Origin of the sequence: Anabaena sp. UHCC 0451, assembly GCF_034931405.1 — a bacterium.
Classification (GTDB): Bacteria; Cyanobacteriota; Cyanobacteriia; order Cyanobacteriales; family Nostocaceae; genus RDYJ01.
Map to the genome: position 1 here is coordinate 95,965 of NZ_JAYGHA010000004.1, position 23,020 is coordinate 118,984.

Annotated in this window: 18 protein-coding genes and 1 pseudogene; 13 read left to right on the plus strand and 6 right to left on the minus strand. The window is 37.2% G+C overall.

Annotated features, from left to right (window positions below):
• Positions 1–339: 339 nt before the first annotated feature.
• From VB694_RS04360 to VB694_RS04385, 6 genes are all read left to right on the plus strand, one after another.
• A complete protein-coding gene (locus tag VB694_RS04360) occupies positions 340–1,053 on the plus strand; it encodes a PspA/IM30 family protein (RefSeq protein WP_323359090.1) in 714 nt (237 codons plus the stop codon).
• Between the two features lie 10 nt (positions 1,054–1,063).
• Positions 1,064–1,960 (plus strand): phosphate ABC transporter substrate-binding protein, encoded by an 897-nt coding sequence (locus VB694_RS04365; protein WP_323359091.1) that lies wholly within the window; start codon positions 1,064–1,066, stop codon positions 1,958–1,960.
• Positions 1,961–2,063: 103 nt separating this feature from the next.
• Entirely contained in the window at positions 2,064–2,702 is a 639-nt protein-coding gene (locus VB694_RS04370) for a lysophospholipid acyltransferase family protein (protein WP_323359092.1), read from the plus strand.
• Between the two features lie 306 nt (positions 2,703–3,008).
• Positions 3,009–4,046, plus strand: coding sequence for an AI-2E family transporter (locus VB694_RS04375; protein ID WP_323359093.1), 1,038 nt, complete (start codon positions 3,009–3,011; stop codon positions 4,044–4,046).
• Positions 4,047–4,162: 116 nt separating this feature from the next.
• Positions 4,163–4,459: a DUF2288 domain-containing protein gene (locus VB694_RS04380; protein WP_323359094.1), complete on the plus strand. Its 297-nt coding sequence runs from the start codon at positions 4,163–4,165 to the stop codon at positions 4,457–4,459.
• Positions 4,456–5,373, plus strand: a complete 918-nt coding sequence (locus tag VB694_RS04385; protein WP_323359095.1) for a hypothetical protein — start codon at positions 4,456–4,458, stop codon at positions 5,371–5,373. The genes VB694_RS04380 and VB694_RS04385 overlap by 4 nt, the downstream gene beginning before the upstream one ends.
• Positions 5,374–5,503: 130 nt before the next feature.
• Here VB694_RS04385 and VB694_RS04390 read toward each other — a convergent pair whose 3' ends face one another.
• Together VB694_RS04390 and VB694_RS04395 are read right to left on the minus strand one after the other, a co-directional pair.
• Complete coding sequence (locus VB694_RS04390; protein ID WP_323359096.1) at positions 5,504–7,414, minus strand: flotillin family protein; 1,911 nt, start codon at positions 7,412–7,414, stop codon at positions 5,504–5,506.
• Positions 7,415–7,435: 21 nt separating this feature from the next.
• Positions 7,436–8,101 carry a DUF1449 domain-containing protein gene (locus VB694_RS04395; RefSeq protein ID WP_323359097.1) on the minus strand — a complete coding sequence of 222 codons (666 nt, stop codon included), beginning with the start codon at positions 8,099–8,101 and terminating at the stop codon, positions 7,436–7,438.
• A 336-nt stretch (positions 8,102–8,437) separates the two neighbouring features.
• Here VB694_RS04395 and VB694_RS04400 point away from each other — a divergent pair.
• Positions 8,438–8,752, plus strand: a pseudogene (locus tag VB694_RS04400) (hypothetical protein); the annotation flags it as partial.
• 181 nt (positions 8,753–8,933) lie between these two features.
• On the opposite strand, the gene VB694_RS04405 reads toward VB694_RS04400, so the two are convergent.
• Both VB694_RS04405 and VB694_RS04410 read right to left on the minus strand, forming a co-directional pair.
• Positions 8,934–9,227, minus strand: coding sequence for a hypothetical protein (locus VB694_RS04405; protein WP_323359098.1), 294 nt, complete (start codon positions 9,225–9,227; stop codon positions 8,934–8,936).
• Entirely contained in the window at positions 9,190–9,669 is a 480-nt protein-coding gene (locus VB694_RS04410) for a DUF6972 family protein (protein ID WP_323359099.1), read from the minus strand. The genes VB694_RS04405 and VB694_RS04410 overlap by 38 nt, the downstream gene beginning before the upstream one ends.
• Before the next feature lie 188 nt (positions 9,670–9,857).
• Here VB694_RS04410 and VB694_RS04415 point away from each other — a divergent pair, with 188 nt between their 5' ends.
• The 4 genes from VB694_RS04415 to VB694_RS04430 all read left to right on the plus strand — a co-directional run bounded on the left by VB694_RS04415 (position 9,858) and on the right by VB694_RS04430 (position 18,108).
• A complete protein-coding gene (locus VB694_RS04415) occupies positions 9,858–12,845 on the plus strand; it encodes an NACHT domain-containing protein (RefSeq protein WP_323359100.1) in 2,988 nt (995 codons plus the stop codon).
• Between the two features lie 142 nt (positions 12,846–12,987).
• Positions 12,988–15,558: an endonuclease MutS2 gene (locus VB694_RS04420; RefSeq protein ID WP_323359101.1), complete on the plus strand. Its 2,571-nt coding sequence runs from the start codon at positions 12,988–12,990 to the stop codon at positions 15,556–15,558.
• A gap of 309 nt (positions 15,559–15,867) precedes the next feature.
• Entirely contained in the window at positions 15,868–16,476 is a 609-nt protein-coding gene (locus tag VB694_RS04425; RefSeq protein ID WP_323359102.1) for a DUF3038 domain-containing protein, read from the plus strand.
• A gap of 72 nt (positions 16,477–16,548) precedes the next feature.
• Positions 16,549–18,108 carry a DUF4335 domain-containing protein gene (locus VB694_RS04430; RefSeq protein ID WP_323359103.1) on the plus strand — a complete coding sequence of 520 codons (1,560 nt, stop codon included), beginning with the start codon at positions 16,549–16,551 and terminating at the stop codon, positions 18,106–18,108.
• Between the two features lie 150 nt (positions 18,109–18,258).
• On the opposite strand, the gene acs is transcribed toward VB694_RS04430, so the two are convergent.
• Positions 18,259–21,027 carry an acetate--CoA ligase alpha subunit gene (acs, locus tag VB694_RS04435; protein ID WP_323359104.1) on the minus strand — a complete coding sequence of 923 codons (2,769 nt, stop codon included), beginning with the start codon at positions 21,025–21,027 and terminating at the stop codon, positions 18,259–18,261.
• Between the two features lie 80 nt (positions 21,028–21,107).
• On the minus strand, positions 21,108–21,569 hold the full coding sequence (locus tag VB694_RS04440; RefSeq protein ID WP_323359105.1) for a hydrogenase maturation protease: 462 nt from the start codon (positions 21,567–21,569) through the stop codon (positions 21,108–21,110).
• Positions 21,570–21,920: 351 nt separating this feature from the next.
• Here VB694_RS04440 and VB694_RS04445 point away from each other — a divergent pair, with 351 nt between their 5' ends.
• Positions 21,921–22,307: a pentapeptide repeat-containing protein gene (locus tag VB694_RS04445; protein ID WP_323359106.1), complete on the plus strand. Its 387-nt coding sequence runs from the start codon at positions 21,921–21,923 to the stop codon at positions 22,305–22,307.
• A gap of 75 nt (positions 22,308–22,382) precedes the next feature.
• Positions 22,383–22,898, plus strand: coding sequence for a dihydrofolate reductase family protein (locus tag VB694_RS04450; RefSeq protein ID WP_323359107.1), 516 nt, complete (start codon positions 22,383–22,385; stop codon positions 22,896–22,898).
• Positions 22,899–23,020: the final 122 nt, after the last annotated feature.

Consider the following 23,020-nt stretch of genomic DNA (forward strand, 5'->3'; position numbering starts at 1 on the left):
TAGTTTTTTCTTAATCGGGTTTTATTCCTAAATCCTATACTCTTCCCTGTTCCCTGTTCCCTGTTCCCTTTTGAAAAACTCCAGTTCTCAACTTGGACGAGGTTTATGTGTTCTAGTAGATCATGCCATCACTATTTGGATAAGATAAAAAATACCACTTAGTAAGCTAAGTTTATCTCAGTACCAAGGTGAGCAAATTCGGCGCAGCCTCGTAAAAAATGGGATCAATAATGCGGTTAGCTGATGAAATTTGCCAAAATTGACATACAACTGGTAGGTGTGTCAATTTTAAGGTAAAAATATTACCATAACCATCCTTACTGAAATAACTTTACGGTTATGAAAAAAGCTGTCTACTGGATAATGGGTGAAAGGGCAGGGCGAACCATAGTTGGGACTTGGAACTGGTTATGGGGAATGCCTGTAGAGTCGGGTGGTAAAGTGGCTGTCGCAGTTGCTGAAGAATCTCTACAGTCAATGCAGGAAGCTGTTCAGAAACTAGCGGGAGCAGTTGCGGCTCAAGAAGGCGCTTATAAGACTGCTAAGCGCAAATATGAGGATAAAATTACAGAATTCAACACCTTAGAGCGACAAGCGATGACTGCTCAACGTATTGGCAATGAAGAAGCAGCGCGAATGGCCATGAGTAAGGCAATTCAAACGGAGCAAATCTTGCCAAAACTAGAGGAAATGGTTAAACAGGCGGAAATGGCGGTAAAAGCTTCTAAAGATAAACTCAACCGTGAACGGATGAAGCTAGAAAGCTACAAAGCCGATATGCAAAATATGAAAGATATGTCAGAGGTAAACGAAGCTCTGGCTATGATTGCCAAAGTTAATAACGAATTTGATATTGGTTCGGCTAAAAGTGACTTTGAAAAAGCTAAAGGTGCAGTTGAACGTCGAAATCTGAAAACAGAAGCTTTAGCAGAATTGTCAGAAAATCCAGCGGAAAAACTCCAGGCCGAAATTGAAAATATGACCTTAGATGACGAAGTTGCCCGTCGTTTGCAAAGGTTACAGGATTCTAAACCGAAACAACTACCGGAGTAAATAGAAGCTTATGAGTAAGAGAAGCGGACCGCCGCCTATTGTTTTTATCTTGATATTTCTAGGGCTTGTAGGTGGTGGTTACTGGTGGTTTTTCATGCGTAACTCTACCTCAACTCCGACAACCACACAGCCCAACAATAATCCTGTCAGTACAACTACTGAAGCTTTTCCACTCCCAACAACAGTAGCCAGTGGTACTACCGTTAAAATAGATGGTTCTACCAGTATGGTGACAATCAACCAAAGTCTCAAAAATGGTTTTGAGAGACAATTTCCAGGAACAACGGTGGGAACATCTGGAAATGGGACAGATAAAGGAATTCAGGATCTTTTAGCTGGTAAAATTGATATTTCCGCAGCGTCTAGACCATTGACAGCCCAAGAGCAAAGTCAGGGATTAAAGGCTGTGACTGTCACACAAGATGCGATCGCCATTATTGTCAGTAAAGCAAATCCTTTCAACCGAGGATTAACCAGCAGCCAAATTGCAGATATATTTCAGGGAAAAATTAATAATTGGTCAGCAGTAGGTGGTCCATCTGCAACTATCAACGTTATTAATCGCCCGGTAATTAGTGGCACACATCAAACTTTTAAAGAATTGGTCCTCAAAGGGGGTAATTTTGGGACTACATCCAATATTACTACACTGCCACGAGATGCCACAACTCCCTTAATTCAAGCTTTGAAAAAAGATGGAATCGGCTATGCAACCTTTGATCAAGTTGCTAATCAGCAAACCGTGCGCGTTGTTGCTATTGAAGGTTTGACTCCAGAAGCTGCTAGTTATCCTTATAAACGTCCATTGTATTATGTCTATAAAGACCCTGCTAATGTTGGCGTTCAAGCATTTCTAGGTTATGTAACTTCACCCCAAGGACAACAGGCTTTAGCATTAGGAAACTAATGTAGAAAAAAATAGGAAGTTAGGATGTGGGAGTTAAAGGTTAAAATAAGTTGCAACTCCTGTATTCTGACTTCTGGATTCTATTTTATTTATATTATCTTCTGTGACTAGAACTCGTGAACCCTTAATTAGTTTAGCACTGTATCACGCCTTTAAGTGGTCGGTGGTTAGTCCCATGTTACACGCTTACTTTCGGGTAAAAATTTATGGCGTGGAAAATGTCCCCCAAACCGGTCCAGTGTTGGTAGTGAGTAACCACGCAAGTTATTTTGACCCACCAATAGTTTCTAATTGTGTGCGTCGTCCAGTTGCATACATGGCTAAAGAAGAATTATTTAAAGTTCCCGTTTTAGCACAAGCAATTAAATTATATGGTGCTTACCCTGTGAGTCGGGGTAGTGCTGACCGTGCTGCTATCCGTGCGGCTTTAGAATGTCTTGATCAAGGTTGGGCTGTGGGTGTATTTTTAGAAGGTACTCGTACCCCTGATGGTCGCATTACTGACCCTAAAAAAGGCGCAGCATTATTAGCAGCTAAAGCAAAAGTACCTTTTTTACCCGTGAGTTTATGGGGTACTGACAAGATTTTACAACCTGGTTCATCTCTTCCCCGTGGAGTTCCCATTACTGTGAGAATTGGTAAACCAATTGATGCTCCTAGTTCAACTACTAAAACAGAATTAGAAGCTGTTACCCAAAAATGTGCAACTGTAATTAATGAAATGCACGATTTAGGGCGATAATAGCAAGTTTAGATTTTGGGTAAAAATTCAGGTGAGGCGATAAGATCCCCGACTTCTTTTGTTTATTGTGTCCATAAATGATAAATTGATCTGGTGAAGTCGGGGATCTGGGTATGAACTATTGCTATAACTGAATACTTACGATTTGGGATTATCAATTGTCACAGTGCAGACAGAATTTATCTACTCAGGAATATGCTTTAAGGATGTGGTGGATAATTCGGTAATTGTATATAGTTGAAGACTTATGTTGTTAACAACAATATCCCCAATTTCTTTAAGATAAATCCTAAATCTAAAATTGATATGAGTGGATTTGAAACCCGAAAAATCTGGCAGAGATTAAATAATTTAGTCTTAGTTCGCTTTTTACTTTTAGTTGCTTCTGGTTGGGCAATTGTACAGCTTTTGGATTATTTTCAAGCGGTGATAGTGGTTTTTTCATTGGCTGCAATTTTGGCGTTTTTACTTAACTATCCTGTAGACTTTCTCCGGCAATTTTTACCTCGTTCGGTTGCAGTTGTTTTAGTTTTTTTATGTAGCATAATGATACTTGGGGTGTTGATTATTAGTGTTGGTTTGACAGTTTTAGCCCAAGGACAACAATTAATTGATAGTATTTCCAGTTTTTTAAATTCTTTAGTTCCTTTCATCGAAAGATTAGAGGAATTTCTAAAAAGTCGTAATTTGCAAATAGATTTAAGTGTAATTGAAACCCAACTCCGTAATCAGGCTGTAACAACACTGGTGACTAGTTTAACTATTTTACAAAGTATACTCACTAATTTTATCACTTTTGTATTTATTGCTGTTGTCGCTTTTTTTATGTTATTAGATGGCGAAAAATTATGGGAATTTTTGATTAAAATATTTCCGCAAAATCGCCGACAAAGATTTACAAATATCATCAGACGCAGTTTTCTAGGTTTTTTTCGTGGTCAATTATTATTAACTTTATTTTTGACAACTTCTACATTTATAGTCTTTTTATTATTTAATGTAAGATTTGCTTTATTATTGTCACTGATAGTAGGTTTTCTAGACATGATACCTGGGATTGGTGCAACATTAGGAGTTAGTACAATTACGTTAATTATTCTATCACAAGATGCTTGGTTGGCATTAAGGGTATTGATAGCTTGTGTGATTCTCCAGCAGATTCAAGATAACTTAATTGCTCCACGAGTTATGCAAGGAACAATGAATCTCAACCCGGTAATAGTATTTTTCTCTTTATTAGTTGGTGCTAGAATTGCTGGTTTATTAGGTGTTTTTATCTCTATTCCTATTGCGGGAATAATTGTAGCTTTATTGGAAATTGATGAAATGAAATCAGAAGTTTAGTGATTGGTAATTAATAATTAGTAATTGGGAAGAAGAGTTTTTTAAAATCACGAATTATTTTACTCAAATGGATAAATAATGTATAATCTTGATTATACGAATATGATGGTTTAACTATGTCTGATTTAAAAGAAACATTAAAACAAAACCTAGATGAAGCCGAATGGGATTGGTTAGTTCCCCATGCACAAAAAGATACGATAATTGTGGTAGCAGATGGTTTAGATTTGCTGGATGTGGGAGAAGCGATCGCTAGTGATAATATTCCCACTGTCCAAAATTGGATTGATGAACAATTATTAGCTAAACCCTCACCAGAACAGTTGGGAGAATGGAATAGCGATCGCACTAAACGGTTTAATGCTTTGATTGTTGAACCTTATGTTTTAGTGCAAGAAAAAGCCGTTTTATGACTCGACAACCCCATGATCAACTAGCAAAAGAATATCTAGAGGAATTATTAGCACCTCTAGGTAATGTCACTACTAGCAAAGATGTAAAAAGCGAAGTTCAAGAAATTGATGTTTGGTTTGTTCCTACAACAAAATCAGAAAATTCAGAATTAGGAATTTTAGGAAAAATGGCGGTTACAAGCTGCCTTTTTGAACCTTATCGCAATGCACCTAATGAAATAGAAATTAGGAGTTGTTTGTTAAAATTGTATAGTGTTCAAGGTGAATTGTTAAGACAAGCGAAAAGAGAAAAACGTTCTCTATCTGAAGAAGAATTACCTTGTTTATGGATTTTAACACCAACCTGTTCTGAAAAAATCCTCAACAGTTTTGGAGGAAAAGCAAAAGATAACTGGGAAAAAGGAGTATATTTTCTCCCCAAAGCTTATAAAACTGCCATTGTTGCCATTAACCAATTATCCATTAAAGAGGATACACTATGGTTAAGGGTACTAGGAAAAGGCAGAACTCAAACGGAAGCTATTACCGAAGTAGTTCAACTCTCAAAAGAGAATGATAAATGGAACAGACTGGTGGAAATTTTCGCATCTTGGCGGAAAAATTTAGAATTGAATAGTGATGTCAATGATGAAGAGGTAAAGGAGTTAATTATGAGTTTATCACCTGCGTATCTTAAACAACGGGAAGAATGGAAACAAGAAGGTAAAGAAGAAGGACGACAAGAAGGACAAAAAGACGGACAGCGTTTGATGGTAGAGAGTTTGTTAGCAGTCCGTTTTGGTAATTTAGATGAGGAGTTATCTGTGATTGTAACTCGGATGATGGAACTTTCTTTGACAGAGAGAACCCAGTTATTGCTTAATTTATCTAATATTTCCCGTGAGGAATTATTAGCTAGGTTTAAAGTTGATTAGATGTTCTGAAAAAACTATGTAGAGACGTTTCATACAACGTCTCTTTAAACTAATATTGAAAGTTTAACAACAAGCATCTGCTTAATAATTCATAGTTCATTTCCCTTACGAATCTACGAATTACGAATTATTAATTACTTTCTTTGTCTTGGTGATTCAAGATTGCTGGACTAACTGAATTATTATTACGCACCATTTGACTAACTTGTCCAATTAAGTCTCCTAATTTACCTTCATCTAACAAGGTATTAATTAAGGAAAGTCCGCTAGTGGATAATAGCAACTTGTTAATATCTTGACTGCCACTACTACCATTTGCACCAGGGAAAGAATAAATCCGAGTATCTCCTAAAACTCCTGGTTGTGGTGCTAAAGCAGAAACAATTTCTGGGAGTTTATCCGCTAATTCTGGCCAGATAGTTGTGAGCATTTTCGCACTCAAATTAGCGTTACTAATTGTATTTTCAGCCGCAATTTTAGCTTGAATACCTTCAGCTTCAGCTAAGGCTTTATCACGGTTAGCATCTGCAAGAGTACGAATAGCTTCTGCTTCTAATTCTGCTGCTTCTTGGGCAATTTCTGCTTGACGACGACGACGGAAAGCGTCAATTTCCACAACGTTGCGATCGCTAATACTCCGTTCTTGAGCTTCCCTTTCTGCTGCAATTAAAGACAAGCGTTTGGTTCGTTCAGCTTTTTCAACTTCACTTGCTGTTTTTACAGATTCTTCAGCTTTAGCTTGTTCTGCTTGAGCAACAAAACTTTCACGTTTTTTGTTAGCAATTGCTATGGCCACATCTTCTTGAGCTAACCTTGCTACTCTTTCAGATTCTGCTATCTGAACTTGCGCTTTCAACTTTCCAGATTCTACACTTTGTTGACGAATAATTTCTGCTAATTCTGCTTCTTGCTTTTGCAAAGCTTGTGCTACTTTTAATTGTTTATTCCGTTCTTCTAAAGCAATATCAGCTTCAATTTGGCTTTGTTGGAGGGATAACTTTCTGCGAATTTCTTCCTCTTCCACTGATTTTTCTTGCAAAATTTTGGTACGTTGTACCGTTGCAGCTTCTCTATCTTTAGACTCTTGAATTTCCCTTTCTCTCTGTGCTTTTAGTGCTTCTACTTGCAATTTTTGAGATAGTTTAGCACTTTCTTGTTCTTGGGCAATTTGCAATGATCTTTTTTGAGCATCCAGTTCTTTCTGCTCAATTGTCACCTGTGCTGATAATTCAACTTCCCGTTTTTGTTGCACTGAACGTTGAATAATTTCCGTTCGCAAACGTACACCTTGAGCATCAAAGAAATTATCAGGATCATAGGTAACACTTTCTAATATTTCCGAAATGGCAATATTATTTAGGGTTAATCCCACTTTCTTCAAATCTGTACCCACTAAGTTTAAAACTTCCTGAGCAAAACCTAATTTATCAGAATCAATTTCAGCTAAATCCTTGGTTTTAGCTGCGGCTCTAATTGCGTCATCTGCTCTTTTTTCTAAAGCATTTTTGATGTCTTCAGGATTAATTTTAGTACCATTTTGTGATAGTCTGGCAGCAGCAGTCAAAACATCATCTTCGGAAGCATTAATACATACATAAAAAGTAACTCTGATATCTGCTCTCAGATAATCTTTGGTACGCACAGCCATTTTTCCAGTGCGTTCTACATCAATAGAAATTTCCCTCAAAGGTACTCTTGTTAACTGATGAAATCCCGGTAAAACAATACAACCACCATAGAGAATTACCGCTTTCTTTTTAGTAAATAATCCCCCCGTTCTCACAAAAGCTTCGTTATTGGGTGTGACTACATAAACTCTGGTATAAGCAAACAAGCTTAACAACAGCAGTAAAACTAAGGTAACAATGACACCAGGAAATACTATTCCCCCATTTATTTGGGCTAAAGTCGGCTGAGTTGAAAGCGGAAATGTGGGAGTAATTGATCTTGTATATTCCTGCTTTGATTGTACCTTAAATGATGATATTTCCGGCACATTAACAGTTGGTAGAGCCTGGATAAATGTTAACCAAAAAAGCATTTTCTTTTCCTTCAACTAAATTTAATTTTTAGAGTTTGAGCTATTTAACCAATGTTCCTCATCTACGCTGTCTTTAGCAATTACTAGATAAATTTGCTGTTTAAGTTCAATTACTATCACTTTTTCTCCCCGTTGTGGTGCGATAGTTGCCCAATCTGGGATAACAGCATTAATAGTCAAAAAATTACCTTTGGGATCGAGAATATCTACCTGACCAATTTTGCCTAAATTTTCCGCAGGAATATAGACAGAATTAACATTACCAATGCAACCAACTAGGCGATCGCTACTGGCATCTTCACTAAATTCAGCAAACATTTTACCAATTGGTTCAGCTATCAATCTACCCATGAATAAACTGATAATTAGGGAAATAAACAAGATAGTTATCCCAGTTAAATTAATTTGTTGATTGGCCGCAATGTCACCGATCCAAACATTTAACATCCAGCCAATGACACCCCACAGACTTAAATCTGTGGCCAACAATAACAACAATGGAGCTTTACCAATACCTGCCCATCCGAGAAAGTTTCCAAAGCTCACATCGCTGTCTGTTTCCACATCTAAATCTGCATCTGCATCTAATTCTGCTTCTCCCCCTCCCATGAGAATCATGAACAAAAAAAGTAGTATTCCTGTGATCAGGAAAATCCAATAAGGTAAGTTAGCTGGACTAAACAGCATATTTTTTCCTGCAAGATATGTAGCAGGTATTTTTATATTCTTGTTTGAATATATCTTATTCTCTTCTCTAGAGAGATGTCAATATTATTTTTTTGATTTTTTAGGATTAATTAACTTTATTAACAACTTAACTTTATTAAGATTAAGAATATTAACAAAATAGATAATTAAAGTTTGACTCTTGATAAATAAGGTGACAGAAATTAACGAAAATCCTGATCCAGATGAATTTTTGTAGGGGTTTAGCAATGCTAACCTCTACCCATTCAAACCATATTAAGTTAAACTATATATAAACTAATAAATTTAATAAATGCCAGGGTCTTAATCAATTTCATGACACGACAACCTCATGACCAATTTGCCAAAGAATATCTAGAAGAATTATTAACCTCTCTAGGTAATGTCAAAACCAGCAAGGATGTAAAAAGCGAAGTTCAGGAAATTGATGTTTGGTTTGTTCCTACAACATCCTCATCTGAAAAATCCGAATTAGGATTATTAGCCAGAATGGCAGTTACAAGCTGTCTATTTGAACCTTACCGTAATGCTCCCAGCGAAATAGAAATTAGAAGTTGTTTGTTAAAATTGTATAGCATTCATGGAGAGTTGTTAAGACAAGCGAAAAGAGAAAAAAGTTCTCTAAAAGAGGCGTTTTAGTCAAAGTCTCTTTAAATAAAATCAAGCTGACAGAACTTACTTACTGGAAATTCTTGTATTTTGACGCAACAACATGGAAGTGAATAGTAATCTAAAGTTATGACGTAATCACTTTCCAGATTTTAGGTTTTTTACTCAGTATTTTGTTGTAACCAGAGATTCATTTTCTCTTTCAATCTTCATCATCAGAATCTTCTTGTAAAATACGACTATTCAATCTTTCATATTCATCCTCTAGTAGCCACATTTTAGCGGCTTCATAATTGTCACTGCTAAAGATAATTTTATAGTTTTGTGCAGGGTTATGAATACAGAATTTTCCTGATTGTTCTTTGACTAACATCAGAATATAAGGAGGAGATATTAGAGTATCTACCCAAATTTCTGCAAACTCCCATTCAGTTTCTTGGTCTGATGTTTGAGTGATTTCAGTAGCTTGTACGGGGTTTTGTGCGAGGTATGACATGATATTTGCCTGTAGTTTTCTTAATTTTTATTTCACCGTAATGCAGGGGGATTCGAGTACCGTCTGCTTTTAGTATATAACCAATTTGTTCGGCAAAATATAATCCATATCGCTCATATTTATCTTCTGTATCTTCTATTCCTGTAGGTTCTCCTCTAAGTTTTATTTCCGATGCAACTCTTTCCATTGTTTGTTCATCGTTGAAGAGAAAAGCCATTCCTTCGGTTTCAAGTTCTCTTTGGGATTTTTTTGTTCCAGGAAGATGTTTTTCAATAAGACTGGTTCTGGATTCTAGGGTAATTTCACGATCAATTCCGCTCATTTTGTATGGTGTGATGCTAGGAAGCCGAATATTACGACTATCTTCGAGATATTCAATACCGTTTTCTTTGATAAGTTTAGCATAGTGGTTGGAGAGAAGGTTGAGTTTAGGTTGTAGCATATCTGAATAAACCCTCAGTTTTTACGACTCATTCATCATTACAAAAGTCACAAATTAATAAAATATCCAAAAAATATCAATTAAATATCAAATTAATATCAATTAAATAAAAATATTCAATTTCATCAAAAAATATTGCCAGATAATATTATTTTTTGTTATGCTGAATTCATGTATATGTAGTAACAATGTCTATTATGGAACTAATTGACGTAACACCCGAAATAAGAAGATTGTTTCTAGAACAAGCTGCTGATAAACGTGGAATTGTTAAACAACAGAGAACTCTATTCTTTTCTAGATTTGATTATCAAAACGCCGAACTTAAAGATACAGAGATATTTAGACAGATGAATATCGAGGAATATCAATTTCCTACACAGCGCAAATATTTACGTGAAATTTGCAAGCAGCTAGGTTTTCACAAATCTGGACGAGGAGCAAGTTCTAAAGGTGAATCACCCTGGGAAAAGGCTTTTAATTGGTTATGGAATGAAGAATTTAATGAATGGTTGAAGTTACAACAAAATCCTAATATTCAAATACCCATTTTAAATGATGTTAACTGGTTACAAGTCTGTCACACAAAACTAGAAAACCAACAACAAGAAATCAGACGGAAAGCTTCAGCAATGGGATTTGAGTTAGATTTTCCACCTGTACCACTTGGTTTAGTAGAACGCAAACAGCAACAACGACGAGATGAGGATGTTGATAGAAGAGACGTTTATCAGTTAGAAAAAGAAGTCATTGCTAAAATTTACGAACATAATGATTTTCTAGAACAGGTAATAAATCAAAATCCTACTGGGAAAAACAAGCATATCGCTATAGTTGGAGAACCGGGAGCAGGTAAAACAACTTTATTAAGTGCTGTTGCTTCATATATCAAACAAGAAAATAAAGAGTTACCCATTTTTATATCTCTTGGTAGCTTGGAAAAGATGACATTAGAACAATATCTACTCGAAAAATGGCTACCTCATGCAATGAGATTAGTTAATCAAGATTTTAAGCCTACTTCAGAAATAGAGGAACAGCTAAAGTCACGCTTTTATAAAAGTGATGTTTGGTTGCTGTTAGATGGTGTGGATGAAATGGGAGAATTTTCACCAGGAGAAGCATTAAGGAAAATTTCTCAAGCACTGACAGACTGGTTAGGACAAGCGCGAGTAGTTTTGACTTGTCGGTTAAATGTTTGGGATGCAAGTCTTACTAATAATGAATTACCTGGTTTTGATACCTATAAAACTCAGCAATTTAAACCTGAAGATGTTGATAAATTTATTGAAGAATGGTTTAAATGTGATGAGGATAAAATACAGCGTGGTGATGAACTAAAGGCAAAATTACGAGAACCAGGAAAAGAGCGTGTTTATGAATTAGTTACTAATCCTTTACGATTATCTCTTTTGTGTCAGATTTTTTATCAAAGTAAGCATAGTGATTTACCAGAAACTAAAGCAGAACTTTTTGGTTTATACACTCGTCATCTTTATTATTGGAAGCGTGAATTAGTACCTCAAAATCTAACCTATACTTTAAAACAAGAATTACATCAAGCATTAGGTAGATTAGCTTTAGCAGGAATTAACAGTGATGCTAGATTTCGTCTAAATGAAAGTTTAGCAGTTCAAGAAATGGGTCAAGATTTATTTAATTTAGCTTGTGATGTAGGTTGGTTAAATTTGGTAGATAGAGATGCAAGTAGTGAAGAAGCTGTTTATGCTTTCTTTCATCCTAATTTTCAGGAATATTTTGCAGCTTTAGCGATTGATGATTGGCGTTATTTTTTAAATCATATTCCTAATAATCCAGAAAAAGGAATATACCGAATTTTTGAATCAAAATGGAAGGAAGTAATTTTATTATGGTTAGGGATGCTGAACATACCAGAAATTTTAAAAAGAGAATTTGTATCTGAATTGTTAAATTTTCAAGATAGCTGTGGAGGATTTTACTCATTAAAAACAGAATTTTTGGCAGTGGAATGTATTCAAGAATATAGAGATTATTCAGAAATCGACTTTGAGATCATAATAGCCAAAATTATTAAGTATGCTTTTGGTTATTTTGACAATCGGCAGCTACATTGGTGCTTTTTCTTACGACCACTTGTCCAGGAAGCTAGAAGGATAATACAAGATAAAATATCAGTACAAAAAATAAAGAATCATTTACTTAAATTGCTTGAGAATTGTTCAGATTCACGTGTTCGCTGGGACATTGCTAATACTTTAGACCGGATTGGAGTTGGTAATAAAATCATAAAAACAATTCTTGCCGCTAAAGTTACTTCAAAGCTTAAGCCATATCAAAGTGAAGCTGTTAACAAATTAGTTCATATAATTAAATCATCAAATACTATTAATTATCCATCTCAAACTAATTTAGAATTAGAGATAAATAAAAATTTAGAATTATTTGATTTTTCTGCCCTCGGATTTAGGGAATTAATTGATCAACTTCAAAACTCTGAAGATTGGTTTGTAGTTGTAAGCGTCACTGAGCAGTTAAAAAACACAAGAAAAATCTCCCAGTTAATGGCTATTGTTAAACTGTTCAAACCTGATATTGTAGATTTACAAGAGTATTTATCATATGAATTAGAAAATAAGCATTTTCGCTATCAATATATTTATGACATTGTATGGCATTGCGCTCAAAACATGACTTATCCTGATTTTTACCGCGCTTGGCACGGTGAACCATCCCCACTTCAAAACCTAGAAAACCAATTTATAGATACCCATTCTCTCCTTTCCCAACTCGAACCTACTCAAAAAACTGCCTGTATTTCCATCATCAACACAGCAAATATTCAACTTAGTGATAACGAACATGAATTAGTAAAATTACTCTGTACGAGAATTTGGAGAGAAGGATTAAATTTACCTGCTAAAAATATACCAAAAATCTCAGATGTAGCAGATTTGGAACGAGAACTTTTAGAAATGACAGAGGACGTTTTACAAAAACAATTCTTAGCTTTGGTATTTAATGAAATTGAACCAAAGGAAACGCTAATTAATATCTGTCGTAAGTTAGCAAATGCGGGAGAAATTCATATTGCTTTGATCACAAAACAACCTCTAGAAGCACCATTAAAAGGGTTTCCACCAAATCAACCTACTTTACTTAGTGCAATTCAAACATGGATTAGTGAAATTGATTAAATAATGAAAGCGTATTAAGATGTAGATAAATTTTATGCAACGCTTCTAAAAGAAAACAAGAGCCATAAAAATTTCATTCTCAAAAACTTCACTTTCTTGCAACCAGAATTGTTACCATAGTTTCAGATTAGATAGTGAAGCCTTGATCCAGTCTGAAACCTTAGAATTACTAGAATGGCATCGCCTTTGCCAGCACCTTTCCACCTTTGCGGCAACTAAGTTAGGGGCGATGGTTGCCCGTGCCTTGCCCATCCCGACAACTCAAGCGGAAAGTACAGAGTTGTTAGCGCAAACTAAAGAAGTCTATCAACTGGAAAGTCGGCTTACGCCTGGGTTATCCTTTGAAGGTATTCAAGATATTGGCGACTCCCTAGAACGTGCAGAACTGCAAGGGATTTTGTCTGGGCAGGAACTGTTAGCAATAGCTACAACCCTGTCCGGTGCGAGAAATTTACGTCGGTTGATTGATAATCAGGAAGATGTACCCATATTAACTGAGTTAGTCGCCGAGTTGCGGACTTACCCAGAACTAGAGCAAGAAATTCACCGTTGTATTGATGAACGGGCGCAAGTTACAGACCGTGCTAGTCATAAATTAGGGGAAATTCGCGAAGATTTGCGAAAATTACGCAGTCAAATTACTCGTAAACTGCAAAATATCATTCAGGTAAAATCGGGAGCATTACAAGAGCAGATTATCACCCAAAGGGGCGATCGCTATGTAATCCCTGTAAAATCACCACAAAAAGATGCAATTCCTGGTATTGTTCACGACACATCCACCAGCGGCGCAACTTTGTATATCGAACCTAATAGCATTGTGCCGATGGGCAACCAACTGCGCCAAGCTATCAGAAGAGAACAAGCTGAAGAAGAAATCATTCGTCGCCATTTAACAGAGCAAGTCGCCGCAGTTAAACCTGATTTAGAAAAGTTATTAGCAATTGTCACCACCTTAGACATAGCTACAGCCAAAGCTAGGTATAGTTTCTGGATAGGTGCAAATCCTCCCAGGTTCGTAAATCGTCAAGAACAGGAAATAATTACTCTGCGGCAATTACGGCATCCTTTGTTAGTTTGGCAACAACAGCATGAACAAGGACATCCAGTAATTCCCGTTGATTTACTCATTAGTCCCCACATCAAAGTAGTGACAATTACCGGACCAAATACTGGTGGTAAAACTGTAACTTTGAAAACTTTGGGATTAGCTGCCTTAATGGCTAAAGTGGGTTTATTTGTTCCTGCGCGTGAACCAGTAGAAATGCCTTGGTTTGACCAGGTTTTAGCCGATATTGGGGATGAACAATCTTTACAACAAAGTTTATCTACTTTTTCCGGGCATATTCGCCGCATTAGTCGGATTTTAAATGCTTTGGGGACTGGTGATCGGGGACTGGTGACTGGTGACTGGGAAGAAGAAAAGGCAGAGGAACAGGGAGCAGGTAGCAGAGGAGCAGAGGAACATGAAGTCAGACAAGCAGGAATCTCTGACGCTGACCGGGGGAGCAGGGGAGAAAATTCTTTCCCAATCCCCAATCCCCAGTCCCCAATCCCCAATCCCCAATCCCTAATCCCCAATCCCCAATCCCTAGTTTTACTTGATGAAGTGGGTGCGGGTACTGATCCGGTGGAAGGTAGTGCTTTAGCGATCGCATTACTGCAATATCTAGCTGATCATGCTCAGTTAACTATTGCTACCACCCACTTTGGAGAATTGAAGGCTTTAAAATATGATGATATTCGCTTTGAAAACGCCTCAGTAGAATTTAACGAAGCCACCCTTTCACCAACTTATCGGCTGTTGTGGGGTATTCCTGGACGTTCTAATGCCTTAACTATTGCTTTGCGCTTAGGCTTAAAACCAGAAGTGGTAGAAGCAGCAAAAAGCCAAGTAGGAGAAGCCACGGACGAAGTTAATCAGGTAATTGCTGGTTTAGAAGCACAACGTCGCAGTCAAGAAACCAAAGCCGCTGAAGCTCAAGAATTATTAAAGCAAGCCGAGAAATTATACAAAGAAGTTTCTCGAAAAGCCACAGCTTTGGAAGAAAGAGAAAAAGATTTACGTGCTTCTCAAGAAGTCGCAGTACAGCAAGCAATTATCCAAGCCAAAGGAGAAATTGCCCAAGTAATTCGGCGTTTGCAACAAGGAAAAACCACCGCTCAAGATGCCCAGCAAGCTACTAAATCATTAAGTGAAATTACCGAAAAATATCAACCTGCACCACCACCCAAAGCCAAACCAGGGTTTATGCCCAAAGTAGGCGATCGCATCCGTATCCCCAAATTAGGGCAAACAGCGGAAGTGTTAACCGCCCCTAATACAGATGGAGAGTTCAGTGTGCGCTTTGGCATCATGAAAATGACAGTGCAATTACAAGATGTAGAATCCTTAGACGGGCAAAAACCAGAACCCATCAGCAAACCCAAAGCAACACCAGCAGTTACCCCACCACCACAACCAGCTTTAGCCATTCGCACCTCAAAAAATACCATTGATTTACGCGGAAAACGAGTAGCTGATGCCGAATATATCTTAGATAAAGCCATTTCTGAAACTGATGGACCATTGTGGATTATTCATGGTCACGGTACTGGTAAGCTAAAACAGGGAGTCAACGCATTTTTGCATCAACACCCCAGAGTCAGTCACCACGAACCAGCAGCACAAGCCGATGGTGGTAGTGGTGTCACTATTGCTCATGTTGAATAGGTGACAGGGAACAGGTGACAGGTGACAGGAGTTATTTATTTTGGATTTTGGATTTTGGATTGTTTTTGTTAACTCCAATCTAAAATCTAAAATTTTTCTCCCCAGTCCCCAGTCCCCAGTCCCCAGTCCCCAGTCCCCAGTCTTCACCAAAGCCTCATATTGAGACAAGAAATTTTCATCTAAAGTAAAACTAAGACAACTGTTGTTTATTAAACTGATTTAGAGCTATATGACAAGAAAGCAATTTTCAAGCTTAATGGTTTGTTTCAAAAAGGGTAACAGCAACAGCCTTTATTCCCCTGATCACCTATGCTAAAAGTTATGCAATCGGCCGCCAATTTAGCCACATCGAATTCCCAGTGGGAGGAGTTAAAACAATTTTCGCCTCCAAACTCAGTTCAATGGGACAACATTAAAACCCAGTTAGATTTGGTGTTATTGGCACTAGAAACTTTAACTGACATTGGATCTGAAGCTATGCTGTCTGCGGCAATTAATCTCCAGTTAGAGTCTAAAGTACCAGATCGAGTGGCCTTATGGCGACTACGGCAATCTAACCCCATCCGCAAAGGTCAAGGAGGGCGAAAAAAACTAGACGTGGAAGAGGCAAAATCCCTGGTGATGATTACCTGCTATCTTGCCAAACAACATCAAGAGTTAATTCGCCGTGCAGTTGGTCTATTAGAAAAAATAGCCGCGAACAACCAGGAACCTCATCAAAATGCTTTACTGGGAGATTATATTGATGCTTTCTGCAACACCTATCAAGAACGGATGGAAGAAGATGAAAAAATCTCTACCGATTTGTTGACCAACTTAGCAGTAAAACTGCTGATAGATTTACTTTTTTATAGTTCCCCTAATGGACACCGCCGCTTGTGGTTAACATTATTGGATCGTTCCACCAAACAATTTTAGATTTTAGATTTTAGATTGGAAATACTCATCCAAAATCCAAAATTCTCTTTTGTCCCCATTGCCATTTTTGCCATGCCTGGATCAAATTCTGTAATTCGTCGCTACACTCCCCCCACTTGCACATTAGAAATCTTGGCGCAAAGCTCACCTTTATCACGTTGGATGGGGCAAACTGTCCTCAATCAATTAGATTTTAAACTTCACTTTGATGATCCGGCACTACCAGAAGAAGGTAAAGTACCAATTCAGGGCGATCGCGATCAACTAGAAGCTTTGTCTAATGCTGTCACCAACTACGTTCAGCAAATTCTCCAAAAATCAGCAGATAGCTTTTGTTTGACTTCTTTAGAATCATCACAATTAAACACAATATCTGAGCAGCCAGAATTAAAAGATGTTGACTCTACTCCATCATCATCTAAAACCATAAACTCTTCTAGTATGGGAATTCTAGAGGCAACAATTTATTTAGAATCCAGTGATCATTTAACTCATAAACTATATCTCGGTTCTCTAGCAAACCAAAAATCAGGACCTATAATTCAACTTACTCTGTTGCAACTATTCGATTTGGCAACTGCCTTAGATGAATACAAAACCGATGTCATCACATTACCAAATCTTAAAAGTGAGAATTCTATTTCCAGGTTTCCTGCTTGGACACCTATAGCGGCAATGTTAGCATTAGCTGTAGGTTTAACTCCTTTAACCTGGCAATATGCCAATAACATCAAGGAAAATCACGAGAAAACAGCTAAAAATCCAACTTCAGCTACAGAAAAAGTTGCTCTCGAACCAACACCATCTCTTAATTTAACCAGTCCTCAAGCACAACTGAATTCCCCCAATAATTTACCTTCACCCCCTAGTGGTAATGATATTATACAGCTACCTAATTTAGATCCTCCCGCTCCACCTGCCGATATCACTTTAGATCCAAAACCTCTTTCTTTTCCTAATTCCACTGTCCCAGCTACAGTTAACATACCACGACCAATTAAGCCCCTTCCTCCTAATAATCCAATTCCATCAATAATATCTAGTTCTCAACAAAACTCTACAGGTGTAATTAACCAAACTAATATTCCTTGGACTACAGGTCAAAATTTACCTTCTAGAAGTAACAGTAATATCTCCTCTATTCCTAAGTCTGTTTCTACTTTGCCTAATGACATTCAAAGTCAGATTCTTCCCCAAATATCCTCTCAATTAGAGTCACAGCAATTAGAGCAAGGTGTTAATTCGGCAACTCCTTCCTTTTCCGATAAAAATGATTTAGTGGCAAAATTGCGATCGGCAAAACAAACATCCTTACCTACGGAAGTTGCTGCCAAGGAAAACGCATCATTTGATGTACCTCAAGTGGCAGAAGCTAGAGCATTTTTGCAAAAAAATTGGCGACCACCTGCAAAATTTTCCCAAACACTAGAGTATAGTTTGATGTTGGGTATTGACGGCACTATTGAACGTATTTTGCCCTTGAATAAAGCCGCTAGAGAATATGTTGATCAAACTGGTATACCAGAAATTGGTAAACCCTTTGTTTCTCTGAATAAAAACGGACAAAATCTCAAACTTCGAGTTGTCTTAAGTCCAGATGGCAAGGTGCAAACGTTTCCAGAAACACCATAAATACCCCTAGTACCGCTTCGCGGAAGTCAAAAATCAAAAGTCAAAAATATTCGGTCGTCAGCTTTTTAGCGATTGAGAATGGTTGGTTTATTTACGCCGTGCTGTACTAGATAAGTTACCCGACTTCTTGAAGAAATCGGGAGTCTCATGCTAACAATCGATTTCTGCTTTCAATACTGTTGTATCATTAGTATGTGAAATTTTAAACCCGAGTTTTTCACACACTCGTTGCATTCCTAAATTATCAGCCAAAATATCAGCAGAGATACAGCAGATTTTTTCATTTTTACCTACTTCTATTAATCTCCTGAGTAATTCTGTTCCTAAGCCTTGACATTGAAAGCGATCGCCCACCAGCATAGCAAATTCGGCAGCATTATTGCCATGTAATTTACTCAATCTTCCCACCGCTAAAATTTCCGTTTCTTTGGTTTCGGGGTTTTCATATTCTGCGACTAATGCCATTTCTCGATCATAGTCAATAAAACAAATTCTAGTTAGTCGTTCATGGGCAATACGTTGACTTAATTTAATTAAGTGAAAATAACGTAAATACACACTTTCTTCTGATAGTGTTTTGTGAAATTTGACTATCAATGGTTCATCTTCAGGACGGATGGGACGGATAATAATTGGTGTCCCATTTTTTAATGTCCAATTACTTACATATTGGTGAGGATAAGGACGAATGGCTAATTTCGGTAGTTGATGATCTTCCACCTCAACAGGATGTAAAACTATCCTCCCATCTAATGCTATTAAACCACCAGGATGATCAGGAGTAGGAGGAATAGCTAATAAAGGATTAATATCAATTTCTTTAATCCCTCTTTGTTCCACAACTAATTGACTAAATACTACTAACAATTCCTCCAAAGCAGCCATATTGATACTTTCTCTACCCCGCACACCTTTTAAGGCTTTATAGATTTTAGTTTGTTCCATCATTCTTCTTGCTAGGGTAGTATTTAAGGGAGGAAGGGCAATTGCACTATCTTGAAAAACCTCTACTAATTCTCCTCCAGCACCAAATAATAATACAGGTCCAAATTGCGGATCTAAACTACTACCAATAATCAATTCATAACCGCTGGTTTTCACCATTTTTTGCACGGTTACACCTAGGAAATCTTCAGGTTTTGCTTTTTCAAATACCGAAGTTTCTATTAAAGAATATGCTTTTTTTACAGCTTCAGGATTTCGCAAATTTAACTGCACACCTCCCACGTCTGTTTTATGGGTAATGGTTTGGGAATATAATTTTAAAACCACTGGATAACCGATTTTTTCAGCACATTCTACCGCTTCTTCTACATTTTTAGCAATACTTCCAGCTACGACAGGAATACCATAAGCTGCTAAGATTTCCTTAGATTCAAATTCGGTGAGAATAGTTCTTCCTGCTTTCCTAGCATCGTTAATAATGGTTTCAACCAATGCACAATCACGAGTATTACTATTACAGTCTGATGTAGGTAATACCGGAGTTTCATAAATACCCTGTAAGTTATAACTATACCGCCACATATAACTAAATATCCGCGCGGCTGTATCGGGATAACGATATGTAGGAATACCTTGACGGTTGAGAATTTCTTCTCCCGCAGCTACATCTGTACCACCCATCCAACTAGCTAAAATCGGTTTATTGGACATTTGCGAATAGGGTTTTAATTGTTCCGCAGTTTGGGTAGGATCTGTCATAGATTGAGGTGTGAGAATGACTAACAAACCATCACTATTTGGATCTGTGGCGGCAATTTCTAAGGCTTTTGTGTAACGTTGCGGATCGGCATCTCCTAAAATATCAATCGGGTTATTATGACTCCATTGCGGTGGTAAAATTTCATTCAAAGAATTCATTATTTCGGGAGAAATTTGTGCTAATTCTCCCCCACTTTCTATTAATGTATCTGTTGCTAATACTCCTGGACCACCAGCATTAGTTAAAATCGTCAAACGTGAACCTTGAGGACGGGGTTGTTTTGCTAATACTTCCGACATATCAAATAAATCAGAAATACTATTAACTCTTAATACTCCACACCGACGAAAAGCCGCATCTAAAACAGCGTCACTTCCTGCTAATGATCCTGTGTGAGAAGCGGCCGCTTTTGCTGCGGCTGCGGTACGACCGGCTTTAATGACAATGATCGGTTTTGTTAATGCTACTTCTCGCGCTGCGGAGAGGAAAGAACGAGCATCTCCGATGGATTCCATATAAATTACAATACTTTTTGTATTCTGGTCATCACCCAAATAATAAATTAAATCTCCCCAGTTAATATCTAACATAGAACCGATGGAAACAAAGGCACTAAAACCGACATTTTCCTGTAAACTCCAATCGAGAATTGCTGTACATAATGCCCCACTTTGGCTAATAAAACCCACATTTCCCCGACGTGCCATTGTGCTGGCAAAGGTAGCATTTAAACCGGAAATTGGACTCATGACTCCTAAACAGTTGGGTCCAATAATTCTAATTTTTCCTCGGTGTGCTATTTGCAGTATTTCTTGTTCTAAAGCTATCCCTTTTGCACCAGCTTCTTTAAAGCCAGCAGAAATAATAATTGCTCCTTTGATTCCTGCATCTACGCAATCAGAAATAATTTTTGGTACTGTATGGGCAGGGGTAGCAATAACAGCTAAATCTATTTTTTCGGGAACATCAAAAATGCTAGGATAAGCTTTAATTCCTAATACACTATGTCTTTGGGGATTGATGGGAAAAACTGTGCCGCTAAAGGGATTTGTAATTAAATTCCATAATAGGGTCCGTCCTACACTTCCAGCTTTTTCACTTGCACCAATTACTGCTACAGTCTTAGGTGCAAAGATGGCATCTAAGGGGTTGACTCTTTCGGTTTGCAAGATATCATAAGCTTTATCTGTGGTCTGTTTGATAGATGCTGTCATAACTACTCCTTGATTAGTTGTTATTAGTCATTGATCATTGATAAAATTTTTACCAATTACCAATTAGCTATTTTTCATTCTCAATCTATCCATAGATTGTTACTGGTATTGAGAATTTGGATAATTTTGACTAGGGCGATCGCTATGCCTTTTTCTGCTGTTGGTGAGATGCGATCGCTCAATTCAAAGTTAATTCCTGGCACTGTAATTAACCACGCTGGGGGACAATTTCCATAGAGAACTTGAGAAAGCGCAAGTAGCGATCGCGGATCACTTGTATGGCCATTAATAGTGTTTGAGTCAGAGGGTAATAATGATTTCACCTGCACCTCATTAGATTGGGAATTTATACAAGCATCAACAAAAATCGCTAACTCAGCATTTGCTAAATGTTCAGCTAATTCTGGTGTTAATTGATGAACCGCAAGTGATTGCACAGAAGATAAACACCAATATTTTATAGCTTTTGCCACCTGTTGTCCAATGGCATCATCACCACGCAACTCGTTACCGTAACCAATCACCATTGCAGTTCCACTCATTACTTTATCATTCTCTAAATTAATTACTAATTGCTGATACCATTTTGGATTTTAGATTTTGTATTGGTAATTTCCTTGTGTGTCTGGGATGGAAATCCATCTATCACATCATTTTTAAGATTGCTATAAGTTGTATATATTCATTTGTAATCAGGCATTTAGTCTTTATATCTTTAAGCTTAAGACCAAAGTTTGAGAAACTTGTGAGGAAATACTATATTTTAACAATTACTATTTTTGAAAAATTTATGTTGATACGGTGTTCCTTTTGAGGATGATTGGTTATATGATTAATTGGTGTGATGCAATCAACCAAGCTAAAAAAATTTAGATAAATTGTGAGGCTGTTTTATGCCTGAAGTGAATTTTCAACAGCCAATTAATAGTGCTGCTAGGATTATAGAAGAATATGCGGTCGGAAAAAGAGACTTTGAAAAAGCAGAATTAGGAGAGGCTAATCTGCAAGGCGTTGATTTAAAAGGATCTGATCTCAGCTATGCTGATTTGAGTGCAGCTAACCTCAGCGGTGCTAATCTGCGGGGAAGTGATTTGAGTTTTGCCGATTTGAGTCAAGCTAATTTACAAAATGCAGATTTACGGGGTGCGATGTTGTTTTCTGCGGATCTGCGTCAAGCTAATTTACAAGGAACTCATTTAGAAAAAGCTGATTGCGACCATAACACCCATTTTCCCACAGATTTTGATGCTATTGCAGCAGGTGTTAAAATGAGGGAATAACCGTATAGATACTGTTGCGGCTAGATCAGCCGCTTATTTTTTATACAAACATTAATATTAAAAGCCAAAAAAACCATGAGAAAGATCCGCTTATTCATTGCTTCTAGTCTTGACGGATATATTGCTGATGAAACAGGTAATTTAGATTGGTTATTTACTGACCAAGACTACGGTTATTCGGAATTTTTTAACCAAATAGATACATTAATAATGGGAAATAAGACATATCAGCAAATTCTTGGTTTTAGTGAATATCCCTATCCTGGTAAAGAGGCTTTTGTTTTTTCCAAGATGCAGCATGGAGAACAAGATGATCATGTCAAATTTGTCGGGGAAAATTTAGAGGATTTTATCAAAAACTTACGTCGATCTAGCGGTGGTGATATTTGGCTAGTTGGTGGTTCACAGGTAATCGAATTTTTTATGGAAAAGGGATTTTTGGATGAAATGATTATTGCTATCCATCCAATTATTTTAGGAGACGGTATTCCTTTATTTAGCAAGAATACCAATATTACGCAAAGATTAGATTTAATAGATGTGAAAACTTATGCTTCGGGATTAGTGCAAGTTTATTACTTATTCTGTTAAGTCAATAAACATCTGGTAAAAATTAAATGTGCGTGGGTTAAAACCCTTGTAGAGACGTTCCATGGAACGTCTCTAATTTACCAGAGATGTCTAATGATTGATCACCAGTTGACCTAACCCCT